The sequence below is a fragment of the Sphaerisporangium album genome, from assembly GCF_003323745.1.
In the GTDB taxonomy this organism is placed as follows: Bacteria; Actinomycetota; Actinomycetes; order Streptosporangiales; family Streptosporangiaceae; genus Sphaerisporangium; species Sphaerisporangium album.
Genome location: NZ_QOIL01000026.1, coordinates 54,286 through 72,204, shown reverse-complemented (window position 1 = coordinate 72,204; position 17,919 = coordinate 54,286). Strand labels below are relative to the sequence as shown.

Genomic DNA, 17,919 nt, shown 5'->3' with positions numbered 1-17,919 from the left:
TTTGCGCCCTATTTGGCCAAGTCAAGACCGATGATTCATCGTGATCTTGCGGACGGAGCGACCGGCGGAGACACCCCTCCGCCTCCGTTACCTGCCGCTTAGAAGGGTTCGCCCTTGAGCAGGCTGAACAGGACGGCGTCGGAGAGGCCGCCGGAGACGTGCAGGGCGCGCCGCAGGATTCCCTCCTCGGTGAAGCCCGCCTTCCTGGCCACCCCCTGGCTCGCGTGGTTGCCCACCGCGATGAGCAGCGTGACCCGGTGGAACCCGCGCATCATGAGGAACGTGGTCAGCGCCCGGGTCGCCTCCAGCGCGACGCCCTGACGCCGCGCCCAGGGCGAGATCCAGTAGCCGATCTCGGCGTCCCCGCGTTCCCAGTCGGCCCGCTGCACTCCGGCCGAGCCGGCCAGCCGGCCCCCGGTCCTGGGCTCGATGGCGAAGTGGACGCCGTTCACCGAGTCGGCGTGGGCGTACCGGGTGCACCAGTCGTACGCGCGCTGGAGGTCGTACCCCTCGGCCCAGGGCATCCAGCGGTTGATCTCGGGGTCGCCGTCGACCGCGGCGTGGACGTCGCGGGCGTCGGTGCCGGTGAAGGGACGCAGCAGGAGCCGCTCGCTCTCCAGGCGGACGCCGGTGCCGAAGCCGCGGCCGTTCACCGTCGGCGGCCCCATGGCGAGATCGCGGGAGATCATGCCGAAGACCACCAGGTCGTGCGGCCCGTCGTCCTCGTGGCCGCCGCCGCGCAACAGCCCCTCGCGGGTGAACCCGGCCTTCTCGGCGACGCGGAGCGACGAGGTGTTGTCCAGGTTGGCGCGCAGCTCCACCCGGCGCAGGCCGCCCTCGGTGAGCGCCCACTCGGTCAGCCCGGCGAGGGCTTCGGTGGCGTACCCCCGGCCGCGGTGCATGGGGTGGACGCCGTACCCGACCTCGGCGGTCCCGGCGGCCCACACGGCCTTGAAAAGGCTGATCGCGCCGACGATGACGCCGTCGGCGAGCATCGCGAGGTGGACGCCCTGGCCGGACCGCCACAGCTCGTGCACGCCGTAGGAGAGCCACTGGGACACGCCGGAGACGTGAGCGGGGACGCCCGGCGGGAGGAACCGTGCGCCGGACTCGACGATCACCCTCACCCTGTCGGCGTCGTGCGGGCCGAAGGGCCGGAGCACGAGCCGCTTGGTCGTGATCGTCAAGTGCTGTTCAAAGCCGGACAATTTCATCCCCCCTGTGCGGACATATCAGCTCACCGCACAAGGGGGATGGTTCGCAACTCAGGACGCCGAGGCGAGTGCCTCGCGCCACTTCACCCGGGCGCCGGTGCGCAGGACCGCCCGCTGGTAGATACGCCCGCCGAGCAGCAGCACGGCGACCGCCGCGACGATCATCAGCCCCGCGGCCAGGCCCGTCTCCCAGAGCGGCACGTCGACGACCGCCGAGCGTACCGGCATGACCATCGCGGAGAACGGCGGGACGATCGACAGCACGTGCGTCAGAGTGCTGTCGGGCGCGCCCGCCGCGACGAACCCGACCAGGTAGCTGGCCATCAGCAGCATCGTCGCGGGGGTCAGCACTCCGCTGAGCTCCTCCTGCCTGGACACCAGCGAGGCGATGGCCGCGAACATCGCCGCGTAGAAGACGTAGCCCAGCAGGAACCACACGACGGCGCCCGCCACCACCCCGTACGTGCCCTCGGGCAGGTCCGGAACCGCGCCGGTGATCTGCGCCGCCGCCAGGCCGACCACCGCGATGACGATCACCTGGGACAGCCCGAGCACGCCCAGGCCGATGACCTTGCCCGCCAGCAGCTGCCACGGGCGCACCGCGGTGAGCAGGATCTCGACGATCCTGCTGCCCTTCTCCTCCACCACGCCCATCGCCACCCAGGTGCAGACCTGGATCAGCAGCATGAACAGGATGACGACGATGACCATGGCGAGCACGCGCCGGATCGTGGCGTCCTCGCCGGTGCCGTTGAGCGACACGGCCTTCATCGGCCCGACCCGCTGGGCCTGCCCGACCTTGGCCGGGTCGAGGCCCGCGGCCGTGAGGTTCGCCTCGGTGGCGACCGCGCGGTGGGCCGTGTCGAGCATCACCGCCAGGCTGTCGCCGACCACGGTCTTGGCGATGACGGTGGCGTTGTCCACGACGGCCGCCTCGACGTCGCCGTCCTCGACGCCCTTGCGCGCCGCGGCCTCGTCGGCGTACCGCGTGACCGTGACGGTGACGTCGCCCGCCTGCGCGGCCTGGGCGGCGAGCGCCGCCTGGAGCCGGTCGGCCTGCTGCCCCGCCAGGCCCACGGTGTAGTCGGAGCCGCCGCCGATCAGCTTGGGAAGGGCGGCGAGCACGGCCACGAGCACCGCCGTCACGAGCAGCCCGTAGCGGAAGCCCTTCGTCCGGCTCCGAACGTCGATCTCGCGGCGGGCGACGAGCGTCACGGCGTTCACGCGACCACCTCACGGAAGATCTCGGCCAGCGAAGGCTCCTGCCAGGCGAAGTGCTGGACCTGGCCGGCCTGGGCGGCGACGCGCAGGGCCTCCTGGTCGTCGGTGGGCGTGAGGATCACCTCGTCGTACCGCGCGCCGTCGCCGAACGTGCGGTCGGTCTTGGCGACGATCTCGCCGGGCAGCCGGTCGGCCCAGCCGGGCAGCGCGCCGGTCACGACGATGCGCAGGCGCTTGCGGGACTCCCGTGCCCGCAGCTCCTCGACCGTGCCCCCGGCGATCATGCGCCCCGCCTTGATGATGCCGACCGAGTCGCACAGGCGCTCGACCAGGTCGAGCTGGTGGCTGGAGAAGACGACCGGCACCCCCGCCGCCTTGCGCTCGGCGAGGACGCCGGCCAGCGCGTCGACCGCGATCGGGTCGAGGCCGGAGAACGGCTCGTCCAGGACCAGCAGCTCGGGGCCGTGGATGAGCGCCACGGCGAGCTGCACGCGCTGCTGGTTGCCCAGCGACAGGCTGTCGACGTCGTCGCCGCGCCGCTCGGTCAGGCTCAGCCGCTCGATCAGCTCGTCCGCCGACCTCTTGGCGGCCTGCGGGCTCATGCCGCCGAGCCTGCCGAAGTACTCGATCTGCTCGCCCACGCGCATCTTCGCGTACAGCCCGCGCTCCTCCGGCATGTAGCCGAACCGGCGGCGGGTCTCGTGGCCGGCCCGGTCGCCGTTCCAGCGCACCTCGCCGCCGTCGCTGCTCAGCACGCCCATCACGATGCGCATCGTCGTCGTCTTCCCCGCGCCGTTGGCGCCGACGAAGCCGAACATCTCACCGGAGCGCACCGTCAGGCTGACGCCGTCGAGTGCCACCGTGTCGCCATACCGTTTTCTCAGGCCGTCGACCTCAAGCATGGGGGGATCCCTTCATGATCTTTTCGAGCACCGCGACGTAGTCCTGGAAGGCCGCGCGGCCCGCCGGGGTCAGCGAGAGCCAGGTGCCGGGCTTCTTGCTGATGAAGGCCTTCTCGACCTTGACGTAACCCGCCTCTTCGAGGGTCAGCATGTGCTTGGACAGCAGGGAGTCGCTGACCTCGATCGTGTCGCGCAGGAAGCGGAACTCGACCTTCTCGGCGGCGGCCAGAGCGGCCATGATCGACAGCCGGACCGGCGCGTGGATGAGTTGGTCGAGGTCGTGCCGGGGATGCGTGCCGCTCTCGGTCACCTCGCGCCTTCCCAGGGCCGCAGGCGCCAGGCCGCGTACAGCACGGGCAGCGCCGCGAGGATCGTAGCGGCCAGGCCGGCGGCGACCCACCAGCCGGAGGGGTGCTCGGGTATGACGTACAGCCCGAAGAGGGCCACGCCGACCATCGCGGCCACCCATACGGCGGCCACCCGGGAGTGCATGCGCGCGCGGTCGTACACGCCGAGCCGGCAGGCGTACACCAAGGAGAGCACTGTCAGCGCCATCCACGCCAAGGCCGCGACGCGCGGAACGGGCGACGGGGCGAAGAAGATCGCAGGCCAGTAGAGCAGCGCCGCGACGCCCCAGGCGAGGTACAGCCACCCCATGGACGTAGCGGACCGCCCGACGCTCCTGCGCATGCGGCCGATCTCGGCGAGCGCGTCGTCCGCGCTCAGATCATCACCGGCGTTCACGTACTCACCCCTCCGTCGCGCACTTCCTTCACGCACTCAAGACGCTAGCAGCATTCAACTCCCGTTCAAGTACATTACCGGCCTTCAAACGCGAGGAAACCCCGGCGCGGCGGGCGAAGCCGTACCGGGGTTTCCTCGCGAGGCGGAGGCTAAAGAGCGATGACGACCTCCAGCGTGCGGGGGCCGTGGACGCCCTCGACGCGGTTCAGCTCGATGTCGCTGGTCGCCGAGGGACCGCTGATCCAGGTCAGGGGACGGGCCGGGTCCAGGCGGGCCACCGCCTCGGGGACGGAGGGCACGATCTGCTCGTCCAGGACCACGCACAGGTGGTAGTCCGGGACCAGCGTGAGCGCCCTGCGTCCCTGGCCGGGGCCGGTGCCCAGGACGATCGTGCCCGTCTCGGCGACGGCGACCGCGCAGCCGGTGATCACGCCGTCCGCCGCGTCCAGGAGGGCGGCGGTCAGCGGAGGGTCGTCCACCAGGCGCTCCACGGACGGCGCGGCGCTCAGCCACCGCTCGGGGAGCCCGTCCGGGACGACCAGCCGGCGCGCGCCGCGCCGCGACAGCGCGTCCGCGACCGTCGCGGCCACCTCGGCGGCGGGGACGACGTGCACGACGGCCTTGTAGTCGCGCACCCGTTCGGCGAACCGCTCGACGCGCCCCGCCTCGGCCCCCGTCGTCCGGTAGTCGCGCGGGATCCGCACCTCGGGCGCGCCGGCCACCGCCGCGCGGACCCGCGCCAGGATCTGCTCTCGTGAGCTCACCGAGCACCTCCCTCGGTGCGGTTCCACCAGTCGCGGAAGGACTCCTCCGGAACGGCGGGAACGTCACGGGTGTCGGTCCAGGCGGCCCCCGGGCCCGGCAGGCGGCGCCGGGGCAGGAGACCGCGCAGGCGCGAGGCCAGGCGCTGGGCGCGGCGCAGGCGGGACGGCCGGTCCAGGGTCCAGGCCGCCACCTTCAGCCCGAGCCGCTCGGCCGGGGCGTGCGGGGTCTTGGCGCGCAGGTGGACGAGCACCTCCGGGATGTCGATCGCCACCGGGCACACGTCGTAGCACGCGCCGCAGAGGCTGGAGGCGTAGGGCAGCGAGGCGTCCAGCTCCGAGGCCGTCCCCCGCAGCTGCGGGGTCAGGATCGCCCCGATCGGCCCCGGATACACCGACCCGTACGCGTGCCCGCCGACCCGCTCGTACACCGGGCAGACGTTCAGGCACGCCGAGCAGCGGATGCACCGCAGCGCCTGGCGGCCGATCTCGTCGGCCAGCACCTTGGTGCGGCCGTTGTCCAGCAGGACGAGGTGGAACTCCTGGCCCTCGACGGCGCCCGTCCACGTGGAGGTGTAGGGGTTCATCCGCTCGCCCGTGGAGCTTCTCGGCAGGAGCTGCAGGAACACCTCCAGGTCGCGCCACGTCGGCAGGACCTTCTCGATGCCCACCACGCTGATCAGCGTCCGCGGCATGGTGAGGCACATGCGGCCGTTGCCCTCGGACTCCAGCACGACCAGCGTGCCGGTCTCGGCGATCAGGAAGTTCGCCCCCGAGACGCCGACCTTGGCGGACAGGAACCGCTCGCGCAGGTGCAGGCGCGCGGCCTCGGCCAGCGCCTTCGGGTCGTCGGTCAGGTCGGCGGGGGCGGGACGTCCCCACTCGCCCATGTGCTCCAGGAAGATCTCGCGGATCTCGGAGCGGTTCCTGTGGATCGCGGGCACCAGGATGTGCGAGGGCCAGTCGTCGCCGAGCTGCACGATCAGCTCGGCGAGGTCGGTCTCGTTGGCGGTGATGCCTTCGCTTTCCAGCGCCTCGTTCAGGCCGATCTCCTGCGTGGCCATCGACTTGACCTTCACGACCTGGGTCTCGCCGGTGGCCCTGACGAGGTCGATGACGATGCGGTTGGCCTCGGCGGCGTCCGCGGCCCAGTGGACGTGACCGCCCGCGCGGGTGACGGCCTCCTCCGCCTGGATCAGGTAGCGGTCGAGGTTGCGCAGCGTCTCGTCCTTGATCGCCTTGCCCGCCGCGCGCAGCGCCGCCCAGTCGGGCAGCTCGTCGACGACGGCCTGGCGGCGGGCGCGTATGGTGTGCGTGGCCTTGCGCAGGTTGAAGCGGAGCTGGGAGTCCTCCAGGGCCTCCTCGGCGTTCTTCGGGAACGCGGGCATTCCGAGGAACGTGCCCGGTCCGGCGCTCATCGGGCCTCCCCGTTGACGGCGGGGTCCACGGCGGGAACCTCGCGGCTCATGGGGCCGCCCACGTCGCGTTCCGTCGCGGCGAGGATCTCGGCCAGGTGCATCACCCGGACGCCCGTGCGCTGGCGGCTCAGCGTGCCGCCGATGTGCATGAGGCAGGAGTTGTCCGCGGCGCACAGCACCTCGGCGCCGGTGGACTCGATGTTCGCGACCTTGTCGGCGCACATGGCGGCGGAGACGGCCGCGTTCTTGACGGCGAACGTGCCGCCGAAGCCGCAGCACTCGTCGGCGCCGGGGAGGGGGACGAGCTCCAGGCCGCGCACGTTCCGCAGGAGGCGGGTCGGGCGGTCGCCGACGCGGAGGCCGCGCAGGGAGTGGCAGGTGGGGTGATATGTCACCCGGTGTGGGAAATATGCGCCTACGTCGGTGACGCCGAGGACGTCCACCAGGAACTCCGACAGGTCGTACACCCGGGGCGTCACCTCGGCCACGGCCCGCGCGAACCCCGAGCGCCCGCCGTGAACGCTCGCGAAGGCCCCCGGCCGCGTCGCGCCCATGCCGTCCGCGAGCTTCGGATACTGCTCCCGGACCATGGCCGCGCACGACCCCGAGGGCGCCACCACGGCGTCGTACCCCGCGAAGACGTCCAGGAAGTGGCGCGCGAGCCGCACGCCCTCGTCGCGGTAGCCGGTGTTCACGTGCATCTGCCCGCAGCACGTCTGCCCCTCGGGGAACTCCACCTCACAGCCGAGACGCCGCAGCAGCGTCACGACCGCCTTCCCCGTGCCGGGGAACAACGTGTCGTTCAAGCACGTGACGAACAGGGCGACCCGCATCGGCACCCCTTCCTCGAAATCCCGCGGTCACCACGCCGCGCACCGGCCCACGCCATCCGGCCCGAACCTCGCCACGATCGTGTCGATCCATGTATGTCCAGTATGGTCAGACCATACTCTAGAGACCGCGTCCCGGATCACTCCAGGAGCCAGGGAGGGGCAGGTGGCGGACAAGGAGCGGCGCACGCGCGCCTTCGAAGACTTCGCCGACCGCACCCACAGGATCGCGCGACTCCGCTTCGCGTTCGATCGATCACCCATAGCATTCAGTTCACGCTCGCGCCAGAGGCCGAGGCTCGGCGCTATCTGATATCAGAATGGAGGAGTGATATCATATGCTCATGAAGCAGCTTCTCCTCAGAGTGGACGATCAGCTTCACGCGCGCCTTCGCGAGCGCGCGCAACGGGAGAACCGGTCCATCAACGCGATCGCCAACGACATCCTCGCAGTCGCGGCCACCGTCGACCCGGAGTCACCCCGCGATCGGCTCAGGTCCCGGGCCGCAGCGCTCGGCATGCTGGCGGTGCGCAGCCCACGCGCCCCCGCCACGGAAGCGGCCTCCCCTTCCGGGCGAAAGCCCGTGGACATGGACCACATCGCGCGGCTCACCGCCGGCTGGGGACCGCAACTGGACGAGATCCTCGGCGAAGACCGGGAACGCCCTTGATCGTCTACGCCGACTCCTCAGTGCTGGCCCGCGCATACCTGGCCGATGAGCCGTACCACGATGAGGCCCGCTCGCTCCTGGAAGATCCCGATGTCGTGCTCGTCACGGGATCATGGACCGACATCGAAGTGAGCGGCGCCTTGGTGCGGGCTGCGCGCAGCCATCGAGGGGACCTTCCGGAGCTTCTGGCCGCCTGGGACAGCCATACCGACCCTGAGGGCGGTCTGATCACCCTGCTGACCGCCCCGCAGGAGAAAGTGGAGGCCCGGGCGCTCGGCATCGTCCGCCAACACGGACTTCGGGCCATGGACGCATGGCACGTGTCCATCGCGTCGCTGACCGTTCCCGAACTCTCCGACGGCGAGGCGTACGGCTTTGCGTCGCGCGACAAGACCCAGTCCGAAATCGCCTCCGCTTACGGCTTCCTCACGATCTGAGTCAGCCCATACGGCGGGAAGCTCGCCATGATCGTGTCGATCCATGCGTGCCTCAGTATGGTCAGACCATACTCTGGTGACTGGATCCCGCATCACTCCAGGAGCGCAGGAGGGGCAGGGTGGCGGACAAGGAGCGGCGCACGCGCGCCTTCGAGGAAGTACTCCTCCAGATCGAGCGGCGCATCGAGGACGACGGGCTCAGGGTCGGCGACCGGCTCCCCGGCGAGCGCAACCTGGCCGAGGAGCTCCAGGTCAGCCGGTCCTCCGTACGCGAGGCGCTGCGCGTGCTGGAGACCCTGGGCGTGGTGTCGTCACAGGCCGGACGCGGGCCGGACGCGGGCGCGATCCTCACCTCCCGCCCCGACAGCGCGCTCAGCGACCTGCTGCGCCTCAGCCTCGGCATGTCCAGCCTCTCGACACGCGAGGTCATCGGCACGCGGCTGATGATCGAGCGCTGGTCCGCCGAGACCGCCGCCCGCAGGACCGGGGCGGCCGCGCGTCCCGGGTCCGTCACACCCATCGAGATGGACGCCCTGGACGCCGCGACGCGGGCCATGGAGGCGGCGACGCGCGGCATGGACGCCGCCGAAAGCGCCGCCGAGTTCGTCCGGCACGACATCGCGTTCCACGTGGCCATCGCCGAGGCGTCCGGGAACCGGCTCGTCGCGGCCGTGATGCGCGCCCTGCGCGACGCGATGCGCCGCCACGCGATCGACGCGGTGGAACGCCTCGGCGACACCACGGCCCTCCGCGAGGACCACCGCCGCATCCACGCGGCCATCCTCGCCGGCGACGCCCCCGCCGCCGTCGAGGCCGTCTCAGCCCACCTCGCCCACGCCTACCCCGAGCACTTCTGAACGCGACCTCGTCCTCGCCTGCCCCGCCCTAGAGATCGCAAGACTCGGCGCGTTGACATGCAACCGCCCGGCTGCCTATGGTGGACAGGCAGCCGGACGGTTGCATATTCGAGGTGGCGGGCGATGGACGAGGTGTTCAAGGCGTTGGCCGACGGGAGTCGGCGGCGGCTGCTGGACAGTTTGAACGCGCGGAACGGGCAGACCCTGCGGGAGTTGTGCGCGGGGCTGGAGATGAGCAGGCAGTCGGTCAGCAAGCATCTGGCGGTGCTGGAGGCGGCCACGCTGGTGACCACGGTGTGGCGGGGACGGGAGAAGCTGCACTACCTGAACGCCGCGCCGATCAACGCCGTGGCCGAGCGATGGATCGGCCAGTACGACCGTCGCCGCGTGCACGCGCTCGCCGACCTGAAGATAGCATTGGAGCAGGAACCGATGAGCAAGCCCGAGTTCGTCTACACGACCTACATCAACACCACGCCCGAACGCCTCTGGCAGGCGCTGACCGATCCCACGTTCACCCGGCAGTACTGGGGCGTCGCCTTCGAGTCCGACTGGAAGCCGGGGTCGATGGTGGTCTGGCAGGAGTCGGGCGTGACGATGGCCGACCCCGAGCAGGTCGTGCTGGAGTCCGACCCCTACCGGCGTCTCGCCTACACCTGGCACACCGTCACGCCGGAGTTCGCCAAGGCCCACGACATCGACGACGAGACCTTCGCCCGGTTCAGCGCCGAGCCCCGTTCCAAGGTGTCCTTCGACATCGAGCCGCAGGGCGGGGTGGTCAAGCTGACCGTCGTCCACGACGGCTTCGAGCCCGGCAGCCTGGTGCTGGAAGGCGTCACCCAGGGCTGGCCGTCCATCTTCGCCAATCTCAAGACCCTGCTGGAGACGGGCCGCACCCTGCCCGAGCGTGAGCCCGGCAAGGCGGCTCAGGCCCGCTGAGAACGATGCGCGACCGCCGCGTTCATCCCCCGCCTGGACCTGCTCCGGGCGGATCCGATCCTGACGCGGCGCTTGTCGGCGGGCGTCTCCCCGCGCCCGGCGACGGCGGTGAGGGCTTCGGCCACGACGGGCGCGAGGTCCGGGTTCGCCGCCTCCGAGACGTCGATGGGACGCCGCAGGAGATTCTGGGCGTACAGGATGTCGGCGGCCTCCTGCTGCTCGTCGAGGAACCGGGGAGTGATCGGTTCCAGCCGCCAGGGAAAGCGTGCCAGAGCGACCTCCCACGCGTCCACCGACCCGCCCAGCGCCTCCTCGGCCAGGTGGGCGGCCTCACGGGGATTGGCCTTCACCCACTCGTCGGCCTGCCGGAGCGCGCCGGCCAGGGCGGCGACCGCGCGGGGGCGCGTCGCGGCGAAGTCGGGACGGGTGAAGAACACCGAGCGGTCCGGGACCACCCCCGCCGTGCCGGCGAGGACCACCAGGTCCGGTGAGGCCTCGGCCCTGACGAGGTCGGCTCCCTGCGCCACCCAGGCGGCGACCTCCCCCTTCCGTAACAGGTCGGCGGTCTTCGGGCCGGGGGCGCGCGGTTCGACGTCCTGGTACGCCAGGCCCGCGCCGTCGAGCAGTTCGGCGAGGAAGTGGGTGTGCCACGACCCCTCGGCGAACGCGACGGGCTTCCCCCGCAGGTCCGCGACAGTGTGAACCCCGCCGTCCGGGCCGGGGACGGCCGTGACGAGGGCGCCGTGGCCGGGGCGCGGGGCGGAGGCGGCGACGTACACGAGGGGCAGGCCGTCGGCCTGGGCGATCAGCGGCGGAGTGGAGCCGGTGCCGCCGATGTCGATCGTCCCTTCGGCCAGCAGCCGCGCCGTACGGGTGCCGTCACCGTAGAAGTACAGCTCCAGCGGCTCGTCGAACGTGTCGAGCACATGCTCCAGGCGCGCCAGGAAGAACAGCGACGGGTTGCCGTTGTGCACGCCGATGCGGATGGTCACGGCCGGCTCCACGGGGAGGCGAGGGACGGGTGGGCGACGGCCCGCCGCGCCGGATGGCGGGCGGGCGGGGCACCGGGAGGGAGGGCGGCCAACCCCGAAACGTCCTCCCCCTCCGGTGCCCCGAGGTACGGCGAGCCATCCTCTGAGCGCGCCCCGCTCGTCGCCGTACCGGCTCGTGGACGCGGGACGGCCGGTCCCGCGTGGTCGGTTCGGTTCATACGGTCTGTTCCTGGTACGTACGGCGGCCGGCGCGGGCGCTCGCGAGCGCCGTGCCGTCGGCCCAGGCGTGCACGTCGACGGCGGATTCGAGGAAGCCGTGGGCGCGCAGGAAGCGTTCCTGCTCGGCGAGAAGGCCGAGACGCTCGGTGGACAGGGCGGGCTTGAGGCCGGGCGGGCCGTCGGATCGGTCCGCCGGGCCATACGGTCCCGCGAGCAGGTCCGTCAGATCGGTCACGTCCGGCAGGTGACGGTTCCCTGACGCGTGGTTCCCTGACGGGTTGTCCTCGGGCGAGTCGTTCTCGCCCGGGAGGAGGACCGCCTGTTCCGGGTAGGCGGCGGCCCAGTCGGCGGCGTCCAGCACCACGCGCAGGAACCGCGCGACGATGTCGGGCCGTACGTCCAGGAGCAGCTGGTCGACGGTGATGAGCTTGAGCGTTCCGTCGTCGACGCGGACCCGCCTGTCGGGGTGGGCGCCGAGGTCGATCGCGACGGGCAGCCCGCGGGCCTCGCCGGCGCGCACGGCGGCCGGGCCCCGGACGTAGACCGCGTCGACCTCTCCGCGTGCCAGGGCCTCCACCTCGGGGGCCCACGCGCCGTCGCCGGAGGTCGCCGGCACGTCGATCAGGTGGGCGTCGTTGAGGGTGAGACCTCCCGCCCACAGCGCGTTGCGCAGGCCGCGCAGTGCCGAGGCGCGCCGGACGTCGACGGGCGCGTCCAGCCGCAGGGGCAGGCCGAGGCGCCGTCCGCGCAGGTCCTCCGGTTCCCGGATGGTGACATAAGGGCGGGCGAGGATCACCTGGCGGGTCTCTGTCCAGGTGAGGCCGATGAGCCTGGTGGAGGCGCCGCGCGAGCGGGCCCACAGGGCGGGGACGTTGCCGCTCTCGTGGAAGAGCGTCCTCAGCGGCCTGCCCAGGCGGCCTTCCAGGCCGGGGGTCTCCCTGAAGGCGCGCACGGCGATGCCTTCGGGGGTGAACTCGTCGTCGAGCCAGCCGAGGTCAGCGGCGATCCCGGTCGCCGTGGGCTCGGTGCGGCGGGTGTACCACAGCTCCTGCATCTTCTTCTCCCGTCGTCGTCGGTCGGCCGGTGGGCGTCTCGGCGTGACAGAGAGAGCCGGTGATCCGGCATAGATCGACGTGCCGACGGGTGGTCAGGTGGGCGGCGCGGTTCACGTCTCCCACGGTAATCCCGCGCTCTCGGCTTTGCAACTATCCCTACTTGTTTTGTCTGAAATTCGACATCCAAGCCATCCGCAAGTCAGCCCGCGTTCCGACAAGCCGCGGTCAAGTCCGCCGCGTCAGGGTGGCAGCGTCCAGCGAACGACGCCCACCGGCCTCCGGGCGAGGCGGGCCTTACGCCTTCACGAGTGGAGATCGGCGCATGAGCAGCACCGTGCTCATCCTCACCGAGGATGACGACGCCCAGGCACGGCACGTCGCCCGCGCCCTCGCCGGACGCGGGGCCGACGCGCTCGTCCTGGAACCCGGGCGGTTCCCCGGCCTGGCCAGGCTCTCCGTCACGCTGGACCACTCCGGGGCCGCCCGGCGCGTGCTGCTCACCGCCGGGCGGCGCCTGGACCTCGACGGGCTCACCTCGGTCTGGTTCCGCCGCTCCGAGCCGCCCGGCGAGGGCGCCGTCCAGCAGCAGGACGGGTTCGCCTCCGACGTGTGGGACACGCTGGCCTGCGCCGCCGTGCCGGCCTCGCGCCCGGTGATCCACCGCGCCCGGCGCAAGCTGTACCAGTTATCGGTCGCGGGCCGGGCGGGGTTCGCGCTGCCGTCCACGCTGATCAGCACCGACCACGAGGAGTTGCTGGACTTCTACCTCGCCCACCACGGGCAGATCGTCACCCGGGTGCTGGACCACCCGTGGGCCATCGGCGACCCGGCCCCCGAGGAGGAGCCCGGGGCGCTCACCGACCCCGCGGGCACGGGGCCGTTCCCCCTCGTCGCACAGGAGCGGGTGCTGCGCAGGCTCGCGCTGCGGATCATCGTCAGCGGCTCGCGGGTGTTCGCCGCCGAGATCCACTCCCCGAGGAGCTCGCGGCGGCTGCGCCCGCACGACCTGCCCGACGACGTGCGGGGACGCTGCCTCGGCGTCATGGCGGACCTCGGCCTGTCGTTCGGGACGATCGACCTGACGCTGACCCCCGAGGACCGGTACGTGTTCCTGGAGGTGAACCCCGGCGGCGGCTTCCTGCTGATCGAGGAGATCACCGGCATGCCGATCACCGACGCCCTGTGCGACCTACTGCTGACCGACACCCCGGAACGACGGCTTCCCGGGCCCGGCTATTCCGGGCGAGGCTAGTCGTTGCAGGACCGTGCCCGCCCGTCCGTACTGGCCGGTGCCGTCGGTGCTAGTCGGGGCGGGGCGCCGGGTCGGTGGCGACCGCGCGCAGGAGTGGCCTGGTGAGCGCCCCGGCCGCGACGACCCCGCCGAAGCCGAGGACCACGCAGCACAAGAGCGTCAGAACGCCGTCCCGGCTCGGCGACAGCGAGGCGAAGGGCGCGGCGCACAGCACGCCGGTCAGGATCGACCCACCGCCCATGATCGTGAGCGGGACGAGCGTCTCCATGCGCCGGGCGCGGTCGAGCACCTCCAGCGGCGTCCCGGCCAGGCGCAGCAGCGCGTACGTCTGCCGCCGGTCGAGGACCGACGACGCCGCCGTGACGCCCGCGCTGACGATGGCGATCAGGAAGGACACGGCGAGCACGACCAGCGTGCCGACGCGCACGTCGTGCAGGAGCAGTGCCGTCATCCTGTCCGAGCCGGCCTCCGCGGACGGGGTCAGGATGCCGGTGAACCCGGCGACGAACCCGGTCAGCGCCACCCCGCTCACCGTGCGCCAGGCCGACTTGGGGTCGTCGGCGAGACGCCGTCCGGCCAGCAGCCGCGCGGGGGTGCGCGCCCCGGCTGCGCTGATCCGCCCGATCAGCCCCACCACCCACGCGCCCGCGAAGTTCAGGGCGAGGAAGGCGAGGGTGAGCACGACCAGGATGGTGGTCGGCCGCGCCCCCGCGCCGAGGGCGGGCACCAGGGCGAGCGCGCCCATCAGGACGACGACCCGGACGAACCGCATCGCCGGCGGGGTCGCGCGCCTGGCCACGCCCAGCGGGCTGACGACGACCCTGCGCAGGCCGGCGATCCCCGACAGCCCGACCAGCAGCGGCACCCCCGCCAGCACGGCCGCTACGGGGAGGATCCCGGGCCACAGGTCGGAGGCGAACCAGGTGCCGCCGGTGATCTCGATCCGCTGGAGGGACGGGGCCGCGGCCGCGTAGAGCACCAGCCCCAGCACCGCCCCCGCCAAAGCGGTCATGACGGCCTCGGCGACCGTCATCGCGACCACCTGGCCGGGGGTCGCGCCGGCGAGACGCAGCGCCGCGAGGCGCTGGTCCCGGCGGGCGACCGTCAGCCGTGCCGCCGCGCCCCCGAAAACGAGCAGCGGCACGATCATGAGGACGCCGGCGAGGGCCGCGAGCACGCGGTATCCGACGGCCATGTTGTCCTGGGCGCCCGCGAAGCCCGAGACCTTCGTCGCCGAGACGCCGAGCCGGTGGTCACCGCGCCACGTCGCGGTCATCACCGCGTCGCCGGGCGCGTGGCCGGCGACGGCGACCAGCTCGCCCGGGTGGACGAGGGCGTCGTCGCCGACGGTCCCCACCACCTTCCCGGGGAAGCGGCGCGCGGCCGAGGGGTCGCGGGCCAGCGCGGGCGACAGGACGAACTCCCCCGGGCCGGGCAGGGGGGACACTCCGCGCGGCGGCCGGACGCCGAGGCCGAGCACGGCCACGTGCACCACGGTGATCACGCGGTCGCCGGCGAACTCGACGCGCACCGCCTCCAGCGCGCGCGGGGTGCCCGTGGCGGTGACCGGGTTGCGCCACGCCGCGCGCTCGGCCCGTCCGGCGAAGGCGACGTTGACGGCCACGGCGAACAGCAGCAGCGCGGTGGAGACGGCGACGGCCACGACCGTCAGCGAGGACCCGAGCAGCCCTCGGCTCCCGCCGCCCCTGATCAGACGCCAGGTCAGGTCCAGAAGGCGTGTCACGACCGCACCGCCCCTCGTGCGCGCGTCCTCGTCGTACGGCTCATCGGTCGCGCACCTCCCCCCGCGCGGGGCGGAAGGGGAGGATCGCGCCGTCGCGGACCTCGGCGACGCGGTCGCACCAGGCGGCCACGCCCGGGTCGTGGGTGACGACGACCAGGCAGGCGTCGTTGTGCTTGGTGGCCTCTACCAGCAGGCGCATGGTGTCGTGGCCGGTGGCCTGGTCGAGCGCGCCGGTGGGCTCGTCGGCGAAGACGACGGCGGGACGCGTGACGAGCGCCCGCGCGATGGCGACCCGCTGGGCCTGCCCGCCGGACAGCTCGCCCGGGCGGCGTCCTTCGAGGCCGGCGAGGCCGAGCGGGCCGAACCACGACCGGGCCTGCTGGACGGCGCGCGTCCGGGAGACGTCGCCGAGCATGAGCGGCAGCGCGACGTTCTCGTCCGCGGGCAGCTCGGGCAGGAGCTGGCCGAACTGGAAGACGAACCCGAACCGGGTGCGGCGCAGCGCGCTGCGTCCCCGCTCGCCGAGGGTGTCGATGCGCCCGCCGAGCAGGTGGACCTCGCCGGAGTCGGGCCTGGTGATGCCGGCGAGGCAGTGGAGCAGCGTCGACTTCCCTGAGCCGCTGGGGCCCATGATGGCGACGGCCTCGCCGCGCCCGATCGCGATGTCGACCCCGGCGAGGGCGACGGTGGGCCCGAAGCTCTTCCTGAGGGCGCGGCCTTCCAGGACGGCGTGCCCGGACGTGTGCGGCATGGCGGGCAGTGCCGGCATGACGGACGTGGGGGGCGGCGTGGGCGTGGTGGACATGGCGTCGAGCATCGCGCGGAGGCCGTGTCCGGTGGATCGGCCGCCCGTCCGATTCAGGGCCGCGCCGGATCGGCCGAATGGCCGATCCCGGACATCAGGGCACGTCGCCATGCGAAGGCCGCATGACCACCCGGGAGGGCAGGGCATACGGTCAGGCGGAACCCCACGACATGCCCGGAGCTTCCGGACCGCTCGGGCCCGGCATTTGCGGCGATGTCACCCTCTGCGGACTGGCAGAATCGGGCCCGTGAGGGTACTCGTCGCGGACGACCAGGAGCTCGTGCGCACCGGTTTCCAGATGATCCTCGACGCGCAGCCGGACATCGAGGTCGTCGCGGCGGTCCCGGACGGGGCCGCGGCGGTGGAGCAGGCCCGGCGGCTGCGGCCCGACGTGTGCCTGCTGGACATCCGGATGCCCCGCCTCGACGGCCTGGAGGTCACGAAGATCCTCGCCGGGCCTGGCGTGCCCGACCCGATGCGCGTGGTGATCGTCACGACCTTCGACCTGGACGAGTACGTGTACGGCGCGCTGCGCGCCGGCGCCTGCGGCTTCCTGTTGAAGGACAGCGGGCCGACGCTGCTGATCGAGGCCGTCCGCGCCGCCGCCAACGGGGACGCGCTGGTCTCGCCGTCGGTGACCGTCCGCCTGTTGCGACACCTCGCCCGGCCGGCGGCCGTCCAGGGCAGGCCGCCCCGCGACCCGCTGACCGAGCGGGAGTTCGACGTCGTCCGGCTGGTCGCCCGGGGGCGGACGAACCAGGAGGTCGCGGCGGAGCTGTTCGTCTCCCTGTCCACGGTGAAGACGCACCTGGGCAGCATCCAGGCGAAGCTGGGCGCCCGTAACCGCGTCGAGATCGCCGCCTGGGCCTGGGAGTCCGGCGTCGTCCGCTAGGAACACCGCCGCGGAGACACGGCGGGATCATCGCCGGCGTGGCGGCGTGATGACGGTGCCCGTGACCATCACTCCAGGTCGCCGCCACCGGACCCGAGCGAACCTCAGATCATCTCGCGCGTGTCACGGATCTCCCCCTCGGCTCGCCGATTAGCGCGGGGATCTCGTGGATAGGAGTGAGTCAGGCGTCGCGCTACGTCGCAGAGCGAACACGACTAATGGCGCATGCCGGGGGGAGACAACATGCGCTATGCCAGATCCTCAGTGAGCAGGGCGGCGGTCGGCGTCTACCTGGCGCTCGCGGCCCAGATCGCCACCCTGACATGCCTGGTCGTCTTCGAGGAGGCCCGGGGCAGGACGCTCGCGCGGCAGATGGCGTTGCTGGGCAACGATCCGCACGCCCCGGGCGCCGAGGCCGTCTCCGGCGCGGTGACGTGGTTCGCCGTGCTGATCCTGCTGGTGGCCGCGACGACGGTCGCGGCGGGATGCTCGTACTTCGCCTGGCTGCGGCAGGCCGGCGCCACGCCGGGGATGATCGGCATCGCCTGGTTCGTGCCCGTGCTGAACCTGGCGGCCCCCGCGCTGCTTCTGCACGCCCTGCGGGAGGACGCGGGGCTGCGCGAGGGCCGGCGCAAGACGTGGCGCGTGCTGGTCGCGGGCTGGTGGGCGAGCTGGCTGGGCTTCGTGTTCCTCATTCTCGCCCGGCTGCCCATGACGCACTCGCCCCAGGGCAAGGACCTCACCGGGCTCGGCGTGGCGGAGCTCGCGGTAGCGGTGCTGGCCGCCGTGCTGTGCGCGGCGACGGTGCGGGAGCTCACCGAGGCGCGCATGAGCGCGCGTCCCTCGGGCATCGCGCCCCGCCTGAAGCTGCTGCCCGCCCTGCGGTCGCTGCCCCGGCACACCTACCCCGCCCAGGACTGACGCTCGGCGCCCCCGGCGCGGAACCGACGGCGGAGGCCGTGCCGC

20 protein-coding genes are annotated in these 17,919 nt (G+C 72.4%); 7 read left to right on the top strand and 13 right to left on the bottom strand.

Translation table 11 applies throughout. The features are described from left to right. Positions 1-98 precede the first annotated feature (98 nt). From DQ384_RS34265 to DQ384_RS34235, 8 genes are all read right to left on the bottom strand, one after another. Positions 99-1,187, bottom strand: a complete 1,089-nt coding sequence (locus DQ384_RS34265) for a GNAT family N-acetyltransferase (protein WP_181871568.1) — start codon at positions 1,185-1,187, stop codon at positions 99-101. Between the two features lie 78 nt (positions 1,188-1,265). Further along, entirely contained in the window at positions 1,266-2,438 is a 1,173-nt protein-coding gene (locus DQ384_RS34260; RefSeq protein ID WP_114033023.1) for an ABC transporter permease, read from the bottom strand. Next, positions 2,435-3,337 carry an ABC transporter ATP-binding protein gene (locus tag DQ384_RS34255; RefSeq protein WP_114033022.1) on the bottom strand — a complete coding sequence of 301 codons (903 nt, stop codon included), beginning with the start codon at positions 3,335-3,337 and terminating at the stop codon, positions 2,435-2,437. Before DQ384_RS34255 ends, DQ384_RS34260 begins: the two co-directional genes overlap by 4 nt. After that, on the bottom strand, positions 3,330-3,647 hold the full coding sequence (locus DQ384_RS34250) for a winged helix-turn-helix domain-containing protein (RefSeq protein WP_245966976.1): 318 nt from the start codon (positions 3,645-3,647) through the stop codon (positions 3,330-3,332). Before DQ384_RS34250 ends, DQ384_RS34255 begins: the two co-directional genes overlap by 8 nt. Then, positions 3,644-4,081 carry a hypothetical protein gene (locus tag DQ384_RS43395; protein WP_245966975.1) on the bottom strand — a complete coding sequence of 146 codons (438 nt, stop codon included), beginning with the start codon at positions 4,079-4,081 and terminating at the stop codon, positions 3,644-3,646. The genes DQ384_RS34250 and DQ384_RS43395 overlap by 4 nt, the downstream gene beginning before the upstream one ends. Before the next feature lie 149 nt (positions 4,082-4,230). Next, entirely contained in the window at positions 4,231-4,845 is a 615-nt protein-coding gene (locus DQ384_RS34245; RefSeq protein WP_114033020.1) for a LutC/YkgG family protein, read from the bottom strand. Next, on the bottom strand, positions 4,842-6,260 hold the full coding sequence (locus tag DQ384_RS34240) for a lactate utilization protein B (protein ID WP_114033019.1): 1,419 nt from the start codon (positions 6,258-6,260) through the stop codon (positions 4,842-4,844). Before DQ384_RS34240 ends, DQ384_RS34245 begins: the two co-directional genes overlap by 4 nt. Then, a complete protein-coding gene (locus DQ384_RS34235; protein WP_114033018.1) occupies positions 6,257-7,093 on the bottom strand; it encodes a (Fe-S)-binding protein in 837 nt (278 codons plus the stop codon). The genes DQ384_RS34240 and DQ384_RS34235 overlap by 4 nt, the downstream gene beginning before the upstream one ends. A gap of 335 nt (positions 7,094-7,428) precedes the next feature. On the opposite strand from DQ384_RS34235, the gene DQ384_RS34230 reads away from it, so the two are divergent. The 4 genes from DQ384_RS34230 (at position 7,429) to DQ384_RS34215 (ending at position 9,994) form a co-directional block, all read left to right on the top strand. Then, positions 7,429-7,761, top strand: coding sequence for a FitA-like ribbon-helix-helix domain-containing protein (locus tag DQ384_RS34230; RefSeq protein ID WP_114033017.1), 333 nt, complete (start codon positions 7,429-7,431; stop codon positions 7,759-7,761). Further along, positions 7,758-8,198 carry a type II toxin-antitoxin system VapC family toxin gene (locus DQ384_RS34225; RefSeq protein WP_114033016.1) on the top strand — a complete coding sequence of 147 codons (441 nt, stop codon included), beginning with the start codon at positions 7,758-7,760 and terminating at the stop codon, positions 8,196-8,198. Before DQ384_RS34230 ends, DQ384_RS34225 begins: the two co-directional genes overlap by 4 nt. A gap of 119 nt (positions 8,199-8,317) precedes the next feature. Continuing rightward, positions 8,318-9,055, top strand: coding sequence for a FadR/GntR family transcriptional regulator (locus DQ384_RS34220; RefSeq protein WP_114033015.1), 738 nt, complete (start codon positions 8,318-8,320; stop codon positions 9,053-9,055). A gap of 123 nt (positions 9,056-9,178) precedes the next feature. Next, positions 9,179-9,994 carry an ArsR/SmtB family transcription factor gene (locus DQ384_RS34215; protein WP_114033014.1) on the top strand — a complete coding sequence of 272 codons (816 nt, stop codon included), beginning with the start codon at positions 9,179-9,181 and terminating at the stop codon, positions 9,992-9,994. On the opposite strand, the gene DQ384_RS34210 is transcribed toward DQ384_RS34215, so the two are convergent. From DQ384_RS34210 to DQ384_RS44320, 3 genes are all read right to left on the bottom strand, one after another. Then, positions 9,982-10,986, bottom strand: a complete 1,005-nt coding sequence (locus DQ384_RS34210) for an ABC transporter substrate-binding protein (protein WP_114033013.1) — start codon at positions 10,984-10,986, stop codon at positions 9,982-9,984. The two genes, DQ384_RS34215 and DQ384_RS34210, sit on opposite strands and share 13 nt — an antisense overlap. A 214-nt stretch (positions 10,987-11,200) precedes the next feature. Further along, on the bottom strand, positions 11,201-12,259 hold the full coding sequence (locus DQ384_RS34205; RefSeq protein ID WP_114033012.1) for an ABC transporter substrate-binding protein: 1,059 nt from the start codon (positions 12,257-12,259) through the stop codon (positions 11,201-11,203). Then, the gene (locus DQ384_RS44320) at positions 12,201-12,374 is read right to left on the bottom strand and encodes a putative leader peptide (protein ID WP_425451546.1); all 174 of its coding nucleotides are present in this window, start codon (positions 12,372-12,374) and stop codon (positions 12,201-12,203) included. The genes DQ384_RS34205 and DQ384_RS44320 overlap by 59 nt, the downstream gene beginning before the upstream one ends. Before the next feature lie 208 nt (positions 12,375-12,582). Between DQ384_RS44320 and DQ384_RS34200 the strand changes: the two genes are divergently transcribed. Continuing rightward, positions 12,583-13,512 (top strand): MvdC/MvdD family ATP grasp protein, encoded by a 930-nt coding sequence (locus DQ384_RS34200; protein WP_114033011.1) that lies wholly within the window; start codon positions 12,583-12,585, stop codon positions 13,510-13,512. A gap of 49 nt (positions 13,513-13,561) precedes the next feature. Here the strand turns inward: DQ384_RS34200 and DQ384_RS34195 are convergent, their stop codons facing one another. Together DQ384_RS34195 and DQ384_RS34190 are read right to left on the bottom strand one after the other, a co-directional pair. Then, entirely contained in the window at positions 13,562-15,256 is a 1,695-nt protein-coding gene (locus DQ384_RS34195; protein ID WP_245966974.1) for an ABC transporter permease, read from the bottom strand. 40 nt (positions 15,257-15,296) lie between these two features. Beyond that, positions 15,297-16,007, bottom strand: coding sequence for an ABC transporter ATP-binding protein (locus DQ384_RS34190; RefSeq protein WP_114033092.1), 711 nt, complete (start codon positions 16,005-16,007; stop codon positions 15,297-15,299). Positions 16,008-16,308: 301 nt separating this feature from the next. On the opposite strand from DQ384_RS34190, the gene DQ384_RS34185 reads away from it, so the two are divergent. Both DQ384_RS34185 and DQ384_RS34180 read left to right on the top strand, forming a co-directional pair. Next, positions 16,309-16,953, top strand: a complete 645-nt coding sequence (locus tag DQ384_RS34185; protein WP_281274158.1) for a response regulator — start codon at positions 16,309-16,311, stop codon at positions 16,951-16,953. Positions 16,954-17,196: 243 nt separating this feature from the next. Continuing rightward, positions 17,197-17,874: a DUF4328 domain-containing protein gene (locus DQ384_RS34180; protein WP_181871567.1), complete on the top strand. Its 678-nt coding sequence runs from the start codon at positions 17,197-17,199 to the stop codon at positions 17,872-17,874. Positions 17,875-17,919: the final 45 nt, after the last annotated feature.